Source organism: Pseudonocardia ammonioxydans (assembly GCF_900115005.1).
GTDB lineage: Bacteria > Actinomycetota > Actinomycetes > Mycobacteriales > Pseudonocardiaceae > Pseudonocardia > Pseudonocardia ammonioxydans.
This window is the reverse complement of record NZ_FOUY01000002.1, coordinates 263,226-278,707: the sequence shown is the minus strand read 5'-3', so window position 1 is coordinate 278,707 and position 15,482 is coordinate 263,226. Positions and strand designations below refer to the sequence as shown.

The window sequence follows — 15,482 nt, the reverse complement described above, 5'->3', positions numbered from 1 at the left end:
CGTGGTGGAGGTGTTCAGTTGTGCAACGACCCGGTACCGGGATCCGGTACCGGGTCGCAGGGGCGGGTCAGCGGCGCAGACCCAGCTTCTCGATCAGCGCGCGGTAGCGAGCGACGTCGACCGCACGCAGGTACTTGAGCAGCCGGCGACGACGACCGACCAGCAGCAGCAGGCCGCGCCGGCTGTGGTGGTCGTGCTTGTGCTGCTTCAGGTGCTCGGTGAGGCCGATGATGCGCTGCGTCAGCAGCGCCACCTGGGCCTCGGGGGACCCGGTGTCGGTGGCGTGGGTGCCGTACTTCTCGAGCGTGCTCTTCTTCTCCGCGGTGGACAGTGCCACTGCTGCTCCTTCATCTTCAGACGGTCCGTGGGGCCGTGCCGCCTCGCCTCTGCCGGCCCGCTGCACGGGGCGAGGCGGGCCGATGGGACGGCAGGTAGTCGGTCCCGGCCACCACGGACTGCAGCCGGACCCGCAGGTAACGGTACCAGCGCGCCCCGGTGGGCCGCCGTCGCCCCGCCGGGCGAGGGTCACCGGCGGGACGCGGCCCGCCGCAGCACCTCGGCGATCTCCGGGAACGACGGCGCCAGCGCGGCTGCCGCCGCGACCAGCCGGGCGGGAGCGGTGACCGTCCGCAGCGCGTCGTCCGCGGTCGGGGCGGGCCTGAGCGCCGGGCGGGTCCGCGCCCGCGCCGGGGACACCGCGACCGGCGAGCCGGGCGGCCGTGCCCCGAGCGGGGACGACCCGGCCCCCGGCGACCCGGCTCCCGACGACACGGACATCGCCGGCCCGGACCTCACCGACCCGGACACTGCCGGCCCGGACATCGGCGCCCCGGCCCCCGACGACACGCCTCCCGACGGCCCGACCCCTGCCGGCACAGCCACGGACGAGCCGGTCGCGACCGAGCCGGTCCCCGTCGGTAGCGCCCCGGACGGCACGGGCGGCCCGACGGCCGCGGGACCCGCACCGCACCGGCACGCCCCTTCCGGACCCCACGGGGTGGGCGCCGTCCGGACCTCGTCCAGCAGCGCCGCGACCTCGCCGGACGGCACCGCCCCGCGTGCCAGCCGACGGTCCAGGGACAGCATCCGCCCCAGCACCGCCGGGTCACCGATCTTCACCCGCCGCGCACCGGCGAGCTGGGACAGCATCGCCGGGCTCAGCCCGAGCGCCGCCGCCAGCCGCACCTGGGTGATCCCCAGCCCGGCGGTCAGCCGACGCACCCGCTCCCCCAGCGGCTCGCCGTAGAGCTCGCGCTGGCGCGCGCGGTTCGCCGCGAGCCGGTCACGGGGCGCCCGGTCGGGGCAGGGTGCGTCCATGCCGGCGATCCTGCGCGGACCCGCTGGGCACCCGGAGCGCTTCGGCCCGGGTAGGGGGTTTCCACTCAACCGGTCCGCACTCGACGTGCCGGAGCTCGACCGGCCAGTACCCGACCGGCGAGGGCCCCACCGGCCAGTACCCGACCGGCGGGGGCCCGACCGACCGGTACTCGACCGGCGAGGGCCCGGCAGGTCAGTGTTCGCCCTCGGGGCCGGTCGCGTCCCCGGTGGCGGTGAGGATCTCCCGGCAGCGCGCGACGTCCCGGCCCATCTGGGCGACGAGCGCCTCGATGCCGTCGTAGTTCTCCTGCCCGCGCAGCCGGGCCACGAACTCGACCCCGACCTCGTGGCCGTAGAAGTCCTCGTCGACGTCGAGCACGTAGACCTCGACGGTGCGCACCCGGCCGGAGAAGGTCGGGTTCGTGCCGACCGAGACCGCTCCCATCAGCTTGCGGTCCCCGATCAGGAACCAGCCGGCGTAGACGCCGTCGGCGGGGACCGCGGTGTGCGGCGGGCACGCCACGTTCGCGGTCGGGAAGCCGAGATCGCGGCCCCGCTTGTGACCGTGCACGATCACGCCGTCCACCCGGTGCCAGCGACCGAGCGCGTGCGCGGCGTCGCGCACCGCACCGGCGTCGATGCAGGACCGGATGTAGGTGGAGGAGAAGGTCACCTCGTCGTCCGTCATCAGATCCACCGCCTCGCAGGAGAAACCGAACCGGCGGCCGAGCTCGGTGAGCATCTCGACGTCACCGGCCGCCTTGTGCCCGAAGGTGAAGTTGCTGCCCACCACGACCACCGCCGCGTGCAGCCGGTCGACCAGCACCTCGTGGGCGAAGCCGGCCGGCGCCATCCGGGAGAGCTGCTCGGTGAACGGGATGACGCAGAAGACGTCCGCACCGGCCTCGGCGACCAGCTCCGCACGGCGGTCCAGGGTGGACAGCCGCGCCGGGTGCGCCCCGGGCCGGACGAGCTCCGCGGGGTGCGGGTCGAACGTCACGACGACCGCGGGCAGCCCCCGCGCGCGGGCCCGCTCGACGGCCCGCGCGATGAGCTTCCGGTGGCCCCGGTGCACGCCGTCGAACACCCCGACGGTGACGACGCAGCGTCCCCAGCCGGGCGGGACGGCCTCCAGACCACGCCAGCGCTGCACGGCGGCGAGCCTACGGAACGGGCCCGTCCGCCCGGCCACCGGGCGTCCGCCCGCCGGGTCGCGGGTTCGGCCGGGCCGGCGCTCGGCCGGCCGGGTCGTGGGTTCAGCGGGGCCGCGGGCTCGGCCAGGTCACAGGCCTCGGCCGGATCACAGACTCGGCCGGGTCACAGACTCGGCCGGGTCTGCGCTCAGCCCGCCGGGTCGAGCACGACGACCGGGCGCGCGCTCCGGCCGCGGTCGGCCATCAGCGCGAGGGCGGCGCCGTCCGGGCCGAACACGCCGTAGGTGCCGGTGATCCCGGCCGGGGAAAGCGACCGGCCGATCCGGACGTCCGTGGCGGCGGTGGCGTCGACGTCGACCCGCGGGAACGCCGTCGCGACCGCCGCGGCCAGGTCCAGCGACAGCCCCGGGGACGCGGCCAGCTCCTCGACGGTGCGCGCGTGCTCGAGTGTGAACGGGCCGACCCGGGTACGCCGCAGCGCGGTGAGGTGCCCGCCCACACCCAGCTCCGCGCCCAGGTCACGGGCCAGCGCCCGGACGTAGGTGCCGGACGAGCAGTCGACGGCCACCTCGAGGTCGAGGAACGGCCCCTCCCGGCGCACCGCGAGCAGGTCGAACGCGGACACGGTGACCGGCCGGGCCGGGATCTCGACGGTCTCGCCGTCGCGCACCCGCTGGTAGGCCCGCTTCCCGTCGATCTTGACCGCGGAGACGGCGCTCGGCACCTGTTCGATGTCGCCGGTCAGCCCGGCCATCCCGGCGCGGACCCGGTCCTCGGTGGCCTCCACCGGCACCGGTTCGCCGAGCGGTTCGCCCTCGGCGTCGTCGGTCGTGGTCGCACCGCCCAGCCGGACGGTCGCGGTGTAGGCCTTGGTGTCCAGCGACAGGTGCCCGAGCAGCTTGGTGGCCCGCTCGATGCCGATCACGAGTACCCCGGTGGCCATCGGGTCGAGTGTCCCGGCGTGGCCGACCTTGCGGGTTCCCATGATCCGGCGCAGCTTGCCGACGACGTCGTGGCTGGTCGGCCCGCGGTCCTTGTCGACGATCACGAGACCGGGCGGCGGGGGCGGCTGACGGGGAGGCACGGCGGGAGATCGTACGAACGCGGGCTCAGCACGCCAGCCGGTACCCGACCCCGCGGACCGTGACGACGACCTCGCGGGCACCCAGCTTGGACCGCAACGACGCCACGTGTGCCTCCAGGGTGCGCGCCGCGGAGGCGTCGGCGATCCCCCAGACCTGCTCGAGGAGCTCCGGGCGCGGCACGACCGCGCCCTCGCGGCGGGCGAGCGTGGCGAGCAGGTCGAACTCCTTGCGGGTGAGCGCGACCTCGTCGCCGCCGGCGACGACGGACCGGCGTTCCAGGTCGACGACGACGTCGGCGATCGTCACGGTGCCGGCCACCGACCCGCCCGTGGAGCGGCGCAGCACGGCCTCGATCCGGGCCAGCAGCTCGTCGGTGGAGACCGGTTTGACGAGGTAGTCGTCGGCGCCGGAGCGCAGGCCCTGCACACGGGCGGCCACCTCGCCCCGCCCGGTGATGGCCAGGATCGGCACCCGGGACCGCTCCCGGATCTCCCGGCAGACGCCGATGCCGTCGCGGTCGGGCAGGCCCATGTCCAGCAGGACGACGTCCGGTTCGGCCCGGGCGACCGCGGCGAGCGCGGCGGTGCCGCTGCCGACCAGCTCCGCCGTGTGGCCGTGCTGCACGAGTGTGCGGCGCAACGCGTCGCCGAGAACCGGGTCGTCCTCGACCAGCAGAACTCGCACGCCGGTCAGCGTAGCCCGTTTCCTCAAGGCTTCCTCAAACCCGGTCCCGGCCCTGTTGCCGCAGCGCACGGCCTGCTTGCAGGGTGCACCGGACCGAACTCGTCGAGGAGGACGCGACATGGCCGACGCCGCCACAGCCGGCTCCGCGGGCACGGGCACGACACCCGTCCGGCCCCGGAAGAAGATCTACTCCCAGCTCTGGTTCTGGGTCATCGTCGGTATCGTCTCCGGCATCCTGGTCGGGCTCCTGGCCCCGGACTTCGCCGGCGAGACGAAGTGGCTCGCCGACACCTTCGTCCAGATGATCAAGGTCATCATCGGACCGGTCATCTTCTGCACCGTGGTGGTGGGCATCGCCTCGCTGGGCAACCTGGCCCGGGCGGGCGGGCTGGCCCTGCGGGCCCTCGGCTACTTCCTGGTCATGACGGTGATCGCGCTGACCCTGGGCCTGCTCGCGGGCAACCTCTTCCAGCCCGGCGCGGGCTTCGAGGCCCAGCCGGACCCGAGCGACCTCGCGAAGGCCGGCGAGGAGGCCGCGAGCGGTGGCGACGAGTCCGGCCTGATCCCGTTCATCCAGGACTCCCTGCTGCCGCACAGCTTCTTCGGCCCGTTCGTCGAGAACTCGGTCCTGCAGGTGCTGGTGCTGGCGATCCTCACCGCCTGCGCGATCTCGTCGCTGAACCCGGCCCTGCGGACCCGCCTGGTCGGCGGCGTCGAGTCGATCGCCCAGGTGATCTTCGGCATCATCAAGATCATCATGTGGGCGGCGCCGGTCGCCGCGTTCGGCGGGATGGCCTACACCGTCGGCCAGATGGGCCCCGAGTCCCTGGCCAACCTCGGCATGCTGATGCTGGTCTTCTGGGGCACCTGCGCGGTGTTCGTCCTGGGCGTGCTCGGCGTGGTCTCCTGGGCCGCCGGGTTCAACGTCCTCAAGGTCATCCGCCTGATCAAGGACGAGCTGCTGATCATCGTCGGCACCTCGTCGTCGGAGTCGGTGCTGCCGCGGTTCCTCACCAAGCTGCAGTCCGCAGGCGCCTCGAAGCAGACCGTCGGCATGGTGATCCCGACCGGCTACTCGTTCAACCTGGACGGGACCTGCATCTACCTGACCCTGGGCGCGCTGTTCATCATCCAGGCCGGTGGCGAGGTCCTGCCGCTCGGCGCGCAGATCGGGCTGGCGCTGCTGATGGTGCTGACCTCGAAGGGCGCCGCCGGCGTCACCGGGGCCGGCCTGGTGACCCTGGCCGCGTCGCTGCAGGCCTTCGGCGGGGAGTTCTTCACCCCCGAGGCGATCGTGGTCGGCCTGGCGCTGATCGTCGGCATCGACCGCGTGATGTCCGAGGGCCGGGCGCTGACCAACGCCATCGGCAACGTCGTCGCCACCCTGGTCATCGCCCGCTGGAACGGCGAGCTCGACCGGGAGCGCCTGGCCGCGGTCCTCGACGACCCGCAGCTGGTCGAGGCCGACATGGAGGCCGCGCACGGCAACAACGCCGACGACGAGGAAGCCGGCACCGAGGAGGCCGGCACCGAGGACGCCGACAGCGGGCAGGCCGGCACAGCGCACACCGAGACCGCCGGGTCCGGTGACCGGACCGACCGCCGCGACAAGGTCACCGCCGGGTCCTGACCCGGCGGCCCGACCCGATCCGCGTGCGGATCGACCCGGCCGGCGCCCGGTCCCCCCTGCCGTTCCCCCGGTGGCAGGGTGGGTCCGTGCGCCGGCCGTTCCGTTCTCCCTCCCTGCGGAGATCGAAGCTCGTCCGCCGCCTGTTCGTGCTGCAGGTGGTGACGGTGCTGCTCACCGTCGGAGGGCTCACCGCGCTCGGTGTCTACGGCGCCCGCGAGCTGGAGCACGACGCCGCCGGACGGCTCACCCGGGCCACCGCGCTCGGCCTGGCCACCGACCCCGCGGTGATCGGCGTGCTGCGCGGCGGGGGCGACGTGCCCGACCTGTCCGGACGCCTGCAGCCGATCGCGGAGCGGGTCCGGGTGGCCACCGGCACCAACTTCATCGTCGTCATGTCGCCGGAGGGTGTGCGCTACAGCCACTACAGCCCGGACCGGATCGGCGGCATCTACCAGGGCAGCATCGCGCCCGCCGTGGCGGGCCGCACCTACACCGAGCTCTACCCCGGCACGCTCGGCCCATCGGTGCGCACGGTGGCACCGGTGATCGTGGACGGCCGGGTCATCGCCGTCGTCTCGGTCGGGGTGCTGCAGACCCGGATCGGTGACCTGGCGTTCCGCTGGCTCCCGGGGATCGCCGCGGCGGCCGGGATCGCGCTGCTGCTCGGGCTGGGGCTCGCCGCGCTGCTGGCCCGGCGGTTGCGCCGCCAGACCCTGGGCCTGGAGCCGGACGAGATCACCGCCGCCTACACCCACCACGACGCCGTGCTGCACGCCGTGAGCGAGGGGCTGCTGGTGGTCGACGGCGACGGGCTGCTCGTGGTGGTCAACGCCGAGGCCCGGCGGTTGCTGGCGCCCGTCTCCCGCGCCGGTTCCGGTTCCGGCGGTGTCAACAGTGCCGGAACCGGCGGTGACAGCGGCGGTGCCGGTGGCCGTGCCGGCGGCGGTGGCGGTGGCGGTAGCCGCGCCGGTGGCGGTGACGGTGGCGGTAGCCGCGCCGGTGGCGGTGACGGTGGCGGTAGCCGCGCCGGTGGCGGTGGCGGTGGCGGTAGCCGTGCCGGTGCCGGTAGCCGTGCCGGCGACGATGCCGGTGGCGACCCGGCCGAGCCGGGGCACCCGCTGACCGGCATGGGCATCGACCCCGCCGTGCTGGCGGTGCTGGTGCGCGGGTTGCGGGAGAACCTGCACGACGAGCCCGCCCTCGCCGGGGAGCGGGTGCTGCTGGTCAACAGCCGGCACGCGGGCCCGGCGGCCGGGCCGGGCACGCGGGTGTTCACCCTGCGCGACCGGACCGAGCTCGCCGGCGCACTGCGGGAGCGCGACGACGCCCGCGGGAAGGTCGACGCCCTGTCCGGGCAGGCCCACGAGTTCGCCAACCGGCTCCAGACCGTGCTCACCCTGATCGAGCTCGGCGACACCGCCGACGCCGCGGCAGCGGGCACCGCGGCCCTCGACCGCACCCGCGGGCCCGGCTCCCGGGTCGTCACCGAGGTCCTCGACCCGGTGCTCGCCGCGCTGCTCGCCGCCAAGGCCTGGCTGGCCGCCGAGAGCGACGTGGCGTTCACCGTGACCGACACCTGCGACCCGGACGTGCTCCCCGAGCTGCGGCTGCCCTACGCGGCCGACGACCTGGTGTCGCTCGTCGGGAACCTGGTCGACAACGCCGTCGAGGTGGTGGCCGGCCGGCCCCGCGACACCGAACGCGCCGTGGCCGTCGCGCTGGGCACCGCCGACGGCTGCGCCGTGCTGGAGGTGGCCGACAGCGGTCCGGGCGTGCCGCCGGAGACCGCGCAGGAGCTGTTCACGTTCGGGTTCAGCACCCGCGCCGCGCCGGGCGGGCGGCCGCGCGGCATCGGCCTGGCGCTGGTGGACCGGATCACCCGCCGCCTCGGCGGGCGGGTCACCGTCGGCCCCCGCGACGACGGCTCGGGCACCGTCTTCACCGTGCGCCTGCCGCTCCCCGCCGAGCCGCAGGACGGGCCCGCCGGCCCCGCCGAGCCCGGAGAGCGCACGGCACACACCGAGCGCGCTGCGCACACCGAGCAGGCCGGCCCGTGACGGGCGGCGCGGTCAGGCCCGCACCTCGCCGGGGACGGCCCAGCGACCCGAGCGCGCCCGCCACCCCACCGACAGCAGCCGCACGACCATGAACGCGGACAGCCCGGTCCAGATCCCCGCCAGGCCCCAGCCGAACAGCAGGGACAGCCAGATCAGCGGCAGGAACCCGCCGACGGCGGCGAGCAGGGTCGCCGTCCGCAGGAACGCGGCGTCCCCCGCGCCGAGCAGCACACCGTCGAGGGCGAACACCACGCCGGCGATCGGCTGCAACGCCGTGAAGAACCACCAGGCGGCCGGGACCGTCGCGAGCACCGCGGCGTCGCCGGTGAACACCCCGGGCAGCACCGGGTACAGCGCGGCGAACACGACCGCGAACACGCAGCCCAGCAGCAGGCCGTAGCGGGTCACCCGGGCGGCGACCGCGCGGGCGTGCGCGGTGCCCTCCGGGTCGGCCGCGGCGGCGCCCAGCGCCGACCCGACGAGTGCCTGGGCCGCGATCGCGACCGCGTCGAGCACCAGCGACTGGAACACCCACAGCTGCAGCACGATCTGGTGCGCGGCCACCGACTCCGCGCCGAACCGGGCGGCGACCGCGGTCGCGGACAGGAAGCAGGCCTGGAACCCGAGCGAGCGGATGACCAGGTCGCGGCCCAGGGTCACCTGGGCACGCAGCACCGTGGTGTCCGGGCGCAGCCGGACCGGGTCCTCCGCCGGTGCGCGCCGCCGCTCGACCGCGAGCGCCGCCAGGAACAGCGACGCCGACACCGTCTGGGCGACGACGTTCGCCACCGCCGAGCCCTCCAGGCCCCAGCCGTCCCACGTCCCGGCCCCGTGCACCAGGAACGGGCACAGCAGCGCGGACAGCCCGTTGCCGGCGAGCACGTAGTACATCGGGCGCCGGGTGTCCTGCACGCCGCGCATCCAGCCGTTCCCGGCGAGCGTGACCAGCACCATCGGCGCGCCGAGCAGCGCGATCCGCAACCAGGACACCGCGCCGTCGGCGATCGCGTCGCCGCCGGCGAGCACGCCCGCGACCGGCGCGGCGAGCAGCTGCCCGAGCCCGATCACCACGACGCCGACGGCGAGGGCGAGCCAGGTCGCCTGCACGCCCTCGGTGACCGCCGCGGACCGGCGACCGGCCCCGTAGAACCGCGACGCCCGCGCGGTCGTCCCGTACGACAGGAACGTCAGCTGCGTGGTGACCTGCGCGAACAGCACCGCGGCGACGGCCAGCGAGGCCAGCGGCAGCGCCCCCAGCCGTCCGACGACGGCGGTGTCGACCAGCAGGTACAGCGGTTCGGCCGCCAGCACCGGCAGCGCCGGCACCGCCAGCCGCAGCACGTCCCGGGCCCCGCCCGGCGTGCGCACCGTCCGTGTCACGGTCTCAGCGCGGTGCGCCGGGCCGCGGGCCCCCGGGGCGCGGCCTGCGGCAGAGGAAGCAGAACGCCGGCGGCATGTTGCGCCAGACCGTCCGGGTCATGACGACCTCGTCGAACACCTCGTGCAGGGTCGCCTTGAACCGGCGTGCCGAGGGGATCGGGAGGGTGTGGGAGTAGGCGAACGTCGCGAAGGCGCCGGTGTCGCCGATGACGTCGACGACCTGCCCGAGGATCTCCCGCTGGGTCTGCGCGTCGAACAGCGACCACGGCAGCCCGGAGACCACCGCGTCCACGTGCTCGATACCGCGCTCGGCGAGCAGCTCGCCGAGCTTGCGGGCGTCCCCGTTGACGACCTCGACATCGGGGTGGCCGCGTTGCAGGTAGCGGGCCATCCCGGGGTCGAGCTCGACGGCGAGGTGGCGCGCCTGCGGGGGCAGCCGGCGGGAGACCTGGGCGGTCGTCGACCCCGTCCCGGGGCCCAGCTCCACCACGACCGGGCTCCCGTGGCCCGGTGCGACCCGCGCGAGCTTCTCCGACAGCCGCCGTGAGCTCGGCCAGACGGCACCGACCCGGGCGGGGTTGCGCACCCAGGCCCGGAGGAACTCGCGCCAACCGCTGGTGTCCCCACCGGGGACCGGAGCGGGCTCGGAACTCACACGTACCTCCTGTGCTGTCGGCGCCGGACACGCTACGACCCGCTGCGGTGCCGCAACGCAGGTACCCCGGGCGAGGTGGGGCGTGCCCACCACCGCGGTCAGGGCGAGAGGGCGGCGCGCAGCGCGGCGAGGATCTCGTCGCGGGTGCCGGGACGTTCGAAGCCGGCGGCGGCCGGGTGCCCGCCGCCACCGAGGGTCGTCGCGACCCGCGAGAGGTCCGGGGTCCCGGTGCCGCGCAACGACACCGACCACGCGCCGGGATCGGTCTCGGTGAGCAGCGCGGCGACGCCGTCGCCCGCGGTCGCGAGCAGCTGCCCGACGAGCGTGACCGTCTCGTCCCGGAACCGGGCCGTGGTGGCGGCGTCGACGGCCGCCCACACCAGCCCGGCGCCGCCGGCCGCGGCGGGCTCGGACCGGGCGCCGGCGAGTACATCCGCCTGCGCGGCGAGCCACGCGAACGGCCGGGTCCCGGAGAGCTCGCGCAGCAGCGTCCGCGGCTCGGCCCCGGCGTCGACGAGCTCGGCGCCCAGCCGCAACGCGTCCGCACCGCCCCACCGGAAGCCGCCGGTGTCGGTGTAGAGCCCGGCGAACAGCAACCGGGCCAGCACCGGGTCGAGCCGGGCACCGAGCTCGTCGAGGACTCCGCGGACCAGCAGCACGGTGGCCGGTGCCCCCGGGTCGACCAGGTGGTGGGTCGCGAACCCGGTGAACGACGCGTGGTGGTCGATCGCGAGCGAGGCGCCCGCCCGGTCCAGACGCCCGGCCAGGTCGCCGAGCCGCGGTGCGGCCGAGATGTCGCAGCAGACCAGCAGGTCCGGGGCGGCCGGCGCCTCGGCCGTCGGCACGACGATCCCGTCCCGGTCGAGGACCCCGACGGTGCCGGGCACCGGGTCCGGCCCGCCGAACGCCACGATCGCCTCGGTCCCCGCCCGGCGCAGCGCCGTGGCCAGGGCTATCGCACTGCCGGCGGCGTCGGCGTCCGGCCGGACGTGCCCGACGACCAGCACGTCGCGTGCCTGCCGCAGCAACGCCGCGGCCCCGGCCGGATCGACCGGGCCGGGGCCGGGCAGCGGATACGCGGGTGCGGCGTTCACTCCGCCTCGTCCTCCCGCGGGGTCTTGTAGGGGTCCGCCTCGCCGGCCGGTGACGCCGATGCGGCCAGCCGGGCGACCTCGGCGTCCGAGGCACGGGTCTGCGCCAGCAGCTCCTCCATCCGGCGGGCCTCGTCGGGCACCTGGTCCAGGACGAAGGCCAGGCTCGGGGTGTGCCGGACCCCGGTCTGCTGACCGACCCGGCTGCGCAGGACGCCGGCCGCGCTCTGCAGCGCGGCGGCCGCGCCGGCGGTGTCCGGCTCCTGGTCCAGCTTCGCGCCCATCACCGTGTAGTAGACGGTGGCCTCCCGCAGGTCGCCGGTGACCCGGGTGTCGGTGATCGTCACCATCGACAGGCGAGGGTCCTTCACCTCGTGCTCGAGCGCTTCCGCGACGATCTGCGAGATCCGCTTGGCGAGCTTGCGTGCGCGCGCCTGGTCGACCATGTCGTGCTCCTTCCACCGGCTTGCCGGTCCGAGTCTAGGCGTGGGCCGGGCCGGGGTCCGGTCCGACGCCCGGGCCGGCACCGGCGCCGTCAGTCCTCGTCGTCCGGGCCGAACAGGCGGATCCGGGCGGACAGCAGTTCCAGCTCGGGACGGGCGGCGACGAGCCGCTCGCACCGCTCCAGCAGTGCCTGCACGTGCCCGGCGTCGGCGGACACGCAGCTCACCCCGATCAGCGCGCGCCGGTACAGGTCCTGGTGCCCGGCCTCGGCCGCGGCGACCTCGAACCGGCGCAGCTCGGCGAGCAGCGGGCGCACCGCGGACCGCTTCTGCTTCAGCGAGCGGACGTCGCCGAGCAGGACGTCGCACTCCAGGGCACCGACGTACATGCCCACCTCCCGGGAGACGCCGACGGGGCGGCCGGTGCATCACCGACCGCCCCGTCGAGCCGAGCTCAGGCGCGCGGCTTCTCGCGCATCTCGAACGTCTCGATGACGTCGTCGACCTTGATGTCGGAGTAGCTGCCGAGCGTGATACCGCACTCGTAGCCCTCGCGGACCTCGACCACGTCGTCCTTGAACCGACGCAGCGAGGAGATCGGGAGGTTCTCGTGGATCACCGTCGAGTCGCGCAGCAGGCGCGCCCGGGCGTTCCGGCGGATCTCCCCACCCATCACGAGGCAACCGGCGATCGTGCCGAACTTGGAGGACTTGAAGACCTCGCGGACCTCGGCGCGGCCCAGCTCGACCTCCTCGTACTCCGGCTTCAGCATGCCCTTCAGGGCCGCCTCGATCTCCTCGATCGCCTGGTAGATCACCGAGTAGTAGCGGATCTCCACGCCCTCGCGGGTGGCCAGCTCGGTGGCCTTGCCCTCGGCACGGACGTTGAAGCCCATGACGATGACGTTGTCCGCGATGGCGAGGTTGATGTCGCCCTCGGTGATGCCACCGACGCCGCGGTGGATGACGCGCAGGTCGACCTCGTCCCCCACGTCCAGCTTCATCAGGGACTCCTCGAGCGCCTCCACGGTGCCCGAGTTGTCACCCTTGATGATCAGGTTGAGGGTGTTGGTCTCCTTGAGCGCGGCGTCCAGGTCCTCCAGGCTGACGCGCTTGCGCCGGCTCGCCAGCTCGGCGTTGCGCTCGCGGGCGCGCCGCCGGTCGGCGATCTGGCGGGCCACCCGGTCCTCGTCCACGACGAGGAACGTGTCGCCCGCACCCGGCACCGACGTCAGACCGATGACCTGCACCGGGCGCGACGGGAGCGCCTCGGTGACGTCCTCGCCGTGCTCGTCGATCATCCGCCGGACCCGGCCGGAGGCGTCGCCGGCGACGACCGAGTCGCCGACCTTCAGCGTGCCGCGCTGGACCAGGACGGTGGCCACCGGGCCGCGGCCGCGGTCCAGGTGCCCCTCGATCGTGACGCCCTGGGCCTCCATGTCCGGGTTGGCCCGCAGGTCGAGCGCCGCGTCCGCGGTCAGCAGGATCGCCTCGAGCAGCCCCTCGATGTTGGTGCCCTGCTTGGCGGAGATCTCGACGAACATCGTGTCGCCGCCGTACTCCTCGGCCACCAGGTTGTACTCGGTGAGCTGCTGACGGATCTTGTCCGGGTTCGCGCCCTCGACGTCGATCTTGTTGACCGCGACCACGATCGGCAGGTCCGCCGCCTGGGCGTGGTTGATCGACTCGACGGTCTGCGGCATCACGCCGTCGTCCGCCGCCACCACGATGACCGCGATGTCGGTGGACTTCGCACCGCGGGCACGCATGGCGGTGAACGCCTCGTGACCCGGGGTGTCGATCATCGTGATGAGCCGCTCCACGCCCTCGAGCTCGGTCGACACCTGGTACGCACCGATGTGCTGGGTGATGCCGCCCGACTCGCCCTCGCGGACGTTCGCCTTGCGGACCGTGTCCAGCAGTCGCGTCTTACCGTGGTCGACGTGACCCATGACGGTCACGACCGGCGGCCGGGCCGCCAGCGCGTCCTCGTCGCCCGGGTCACCGAACTCGATGTCGAACGACTCGAGCAGCGCGCGGTCCTCCTCCTCGGGGGAGACGACCTGCACCCGGTAGTTCATCTCCTGGCCGAGCAGCTCCAGGACCTCGTCGGACACCGACGCGGTCGCCGTCACCATCTCACCGAGATGGAACAACACCTGCACCAGCGAGGCCGGGTTGGCGTTGATCTTCTCGGCGAAGTCGGTCAGCGACGCGCCACGCGGCAGCCGGATCGTCTCGCCGTTACCCTTGGGCAGGCGGACGCCGCCCACCGAGGGCGCGGCCATCGAGTCGAACTCCTGGCGCTTCTGCCGCTTCGACTTGCGGCCACGACGGGCCGGGCCGCCGGGACGGCCGAACGCGCCCGCGGCACCGCCGCGACCACGACCGCCGCCGCCACCGGGACGACCACGGAAGCCACCGGCCGGGGGCGGACCACCCGGGCCGCCGCCACCGGGACGGAAACCGCCGCCGCCACCGGGACGACCGCCACCGGGACCGCCACGGCCGCCACCGGGGCCACCACGGCCACCGCCGGGACCGCCACGGCCACCGGGGCCGGGCCGGCCGGCCGCCGGACGCGCGGGCATCATGCCCGGGTTCGGGCGCGGGGGCATGTTGTTCGGCGACGGACGCGGTCCGCCGGCACCGGCGCCGCCACCCGGACGGGGCGGACGCGGCGGAGCCTCACCGGAGCGCGCCGCCGGCGCCTCCGGACGGCCGCCACCCTGCTGCTGGCCGCCACCCTGCTGGGCGGGCGGACCGGGGCGCGGTCCCGGCTTGGGCGAGCCCTGGCCGACACCGAACGGGTTGTTGCCGACGCGCGGCGGGCGCTGCCCCCCGGGCTTCGGGCCGCGCTGGCCCTCGCCACCGGGACGCGGCGCACCGCCACCCTGACCCTGACCACCCTGGCCCTGGCCACCCGGCTTGGGGCCGGGCTTCGGCGCGGCCGGGCCCGGCTTCGGGCCGGGCTTGGGCGCGGCGGGACCGGGCTTCGGCGCAGCCGGCGCGGACGCGTCGGCAGCCGGGGCCTGCGGCTGCGGACCGGGCTTCGGCGCGGCCGGGCCCGGCTTCGGGACGTCCGAACCGGCGGCCGGCTGGGACGGGGACGGGGCACCCGGGGCGGGTGCGGGCGGGCCCGGACGCGGACCCGGCTTCGGCGCCGGCCGGGACGGCGAGGCCGCACCGGGGGTCGGGCCGGGCTTGGGCGCGCTCGGGCGGGACGGCGACGGCGCGCCGGAACCGCCGCGCGGGGCGGCACCACCGGCACGCGGGCGGCCGCCACCGGGCGCACCGGAGCCACGCCGCTGGCCGTTGCCGCCACCGCCGCCGGAGGCCATGGCGTCGCGCAGCTTGCGCGCGACGGGGGCCTCCACGGTGGAGGAGGGAGACTTCACGTACTCCCCGAGGTCCTGCAGCTTGCTGAGGACCTGCTTACTGCTGAGTCCGAGCTCCTTCGCGAGCTCGTGCACGCGGGCCTTGCCTGCCACTGCTCTCCTTGTCCTGACCGGAGGCCGGGCGGCAGCATCCCGCTCGACCTCGAACCTAGTGTCGAAGCACGTTCATGGTGCGATCTTCACTGCTGGCTCATGACTGGTCGACCTAGCCTTCTTCCGATGACGGGCCCGGGAGGCTCCCGGGCCCCTGCTGATCCTGCAACCACCGCCGGAGGGCGTCGGTCCCCGGCTTGCCCCGGAGGCGCAACGCCCGGGCGAAGGCCGAGCGACGCTCGGCCTTGTCCAGGCACCCCGCCACGGGGTGCAACCACGCACCCCGGCCGGGGAGGCGGCGGCGCGGATCCGGGACGAGATGTCCGTTCTCCGCGACCACACGCAACAGTTCGTCGGCCCGTTCCCGGGTCCGGCAGCCCACACAGGTCCGGATCGGGATCGACCGGGAGCCGGTGGGCGACGGACCGCGTCCGCGGACCACATGTGAGTGTAGCGCAGGGTCGCCACCCGTCATTCCCTCGCCCGGCCACTCGCG

14 protein-coding genes are annotated in these 15,482 nt (G+C 75.0%); 2 read left to right on the top strand and 12 right to left on the bottom strand.

The genetic code is table 11. From position 1 onward, the window contains the following. Positions 1–67: 67 nt before the first annotated feature. From rpsO to BM093_RS03785, 5 genes are all read right to left on the bottom strand, one after another. Entirely contained in the window at positions 68–337 is a 270-nt protein-coding gene (gene rpsO, locus BM093_RS03805; RefSeq protein WP_093337181.1) for a 30S ribosomal protein S15, read from the bottom strand. Positions 338–525: 188 nt separating this feature from the next. Next, the gene (locus BM093_RS03800) at positions 526–1,317 is read right to left on the bottom strand and encodes a helix-turn-helix domain-containing protein (RefSeq protein ID WP_093337178.1); all 792 of its coding nucleotides are present in this window, start codon (positions 1,315–1,317) and stop codon (positions 526–528) included. A 193-nt stretch (positions 1,318–1,510) separates the two neighbouring features. Next, complete coding sequence (locus tag BM093_RS03795; protein WP_093337525.1) at positions 1,511–2,470, bottom strand: bifunctional riboflavin kinase/FAD synthetase; 960 nt, start codon at positions 2,468–2,470, stop codon at positions 1,511–1,513. Positions 2,471–2,658: 188 nt separating this feature from the next. Then, a complete protein-coding gene (truB, locus tag BM093_RS03790; RefSeq protein WP_093337174.1) occupies positions 2,659–3,555 on the bottom strand; it encodes a tRNA pseudouridine(55) synthase TruB in 897 nt (298 codons plus the stop codon). Positions 3,556–3,580: 25 nt separating this feature from the next. Further along, entirely contained in the window at positions 3,581–4,240 is a 660-nt protein-coding gene (locus BM093_RS03785) for a response regulator transcription factor (RefSeq protein ID WP_177238244.1), read from the bottom strand. A gap of 118 nt (positions 4,241–4,358) precedes the next feature. Here BM093_RS03785 and BM093_RS03780 point away from each other — a divergent pair, with 118 nt between their 5' ends. Both BM093_RS03780 and BM093_RS03775 read left to right on the top strand, forming a co-directional pair. Continuing rightward, positions 4,359–5,870: a cation:dicarboxylate symporter family transporter gene (locus tag BM093_RS03780; RefSeq protein WP_093337171.1), complete on the top strand. Its 1,512-nt coding sequence runs from the start codon at positions 4,359–4,361 to the stop codon at positions 5,868–5,870. Positions 5,871–5,956: 86 nt separating this feature from the next. Further along, a complete protein-coding gene (locus BM093_RS03775; protein ID WP_143105247.1) occupies positions 5,957–7,927 on the top strand; it encodes a sensor histidine kinase in 1,971 nt (656 codons plus the stop codon). A 12-nt stretch (positions 7,928–7,939) separates the two neighbouring features. On the opposite strand, the gene BM093_RS03770 is transcribed toward BM093_RS03775, so the two are convergent. From BM093_RS03770 to BM093_RS03740, 7 genes are all read right to left on the bottom strand, one after another. Then, complete coding sequence (locus BM093_RS03770; protein ID WP_093337165.1) at positions 7,940–9,307, bottom strand: MATE family efflux transporter; 1,368 nt, start codon at positions 9,305–9,307, stop codon at positions 7,940–7,942. Between the two features lie 4 nt (positions 9,308–9,311). Beyond that, positions 9,312–9,962: a class I SAM-dependent methyltransferase gene (locus BM093_RS03765; protein WP_093337162.1), complete on the bottom strand. Its 651-nt coding sequence runs from the start codon at positions 9,960–9,962 to the stop codon at positions 9,312–9,314. 98 nt (positions 9,963–10,060) lie between these two features. Continuing rightward, complete coding sequence (locus BM093_RS35735; RefSeq protein ID WP_177238243.1) at positions 10,061–11,056, bottom strand: DHH family phosphoesterase; 996 nt, start codon at positions 11,054–11,056, stop codon at positions 10,061–10,063. Next, positions 11,053–11,499, bottom strand: coding sequence for a 30S ribosome-binding factor RbfA (rbfA, locus tag BM093_RS03755; protein ID WP_093337159.1), 447 nt, complete (start codon positions 11,497–11,499; stop codon positions 11,053–11,055). The genes BM093_RS35735 and rbfA overlap by 4 nt, the downstream gene beginning before the upstream one ends. A gap of 89 nt (positions 11,500–11,588) precedes the next feature. Continuing rightward, a complete protein-coding gene (locus BM093_RS03750) occupies positions 11,589–11,885 on the bottom strand; it encodes a DUF503 domain-containing protein (RefSeq protein WP_093337155.1) in 297 nt (98 codons plus the stop codon). 65 nt (positions 11,886–11,950) lie between these two features. Continuing rightward, positions 11,951–14,986 (bottom strand): translation initiation factor IF-2, encoded by a 3,036-nt coding sequence (gene infB, locus BM093_RS03745; RefSeq protein ID WP_093337153.1) that lies wholly within the window; start codon positions 14,984–14,986, stop codon positions 11,951–11,953. A 112-nt stretch (positions 14,987–15,098) separates the two neighbouring features. Then, a complete protein-coding gene (locus BM093_RS03740) occupies positions 15,099–15,461 on the bottom strand; it encodes a YlxR family protein (protein ID WP_093337520.1) in 363 nt (120 codons plus the stop codon). Positions 15,462–15,482: the final 21 nt, after the last annotated feature.

Coding starts and splice junctions, on each gene's coding strand:
- BM093_RS03800 (WP_093337178.1), bottom strand. CDS start 1,317: ATGGACGCACCCTGCCCCGACCGGGCGCCCCGTGACCGGCTCGCGGCG.
- BM093_RS03780 (WP_093337171.1), top strand. CDS start 4,359: ATGGCCGACGCCGCCACAGCCGGCTCCGCGGGCACGGGCACGACACCC.
- rbfA (WP_093337159.1), bottom strand. CDS start 11,499: ATGGTCGACCAGGCGCGCGCACGCAAGCTCGCCAAGCGGATCTCGCAG.
- BM093_RS03750 (WP_093337155.1), bottom strand. CDS start 11,885: ATGTACGTCGGTGCCCTGGAGTGCGACGTCCTGCTCGGCGACGTCCGC.
- BM093_RS03740 (WP_093337520.1), bottom strand. CDS start 15,461: ATGACGGGTGGCGACCCTGCGCTACACTCACATGTGGTCCGCGGACGC.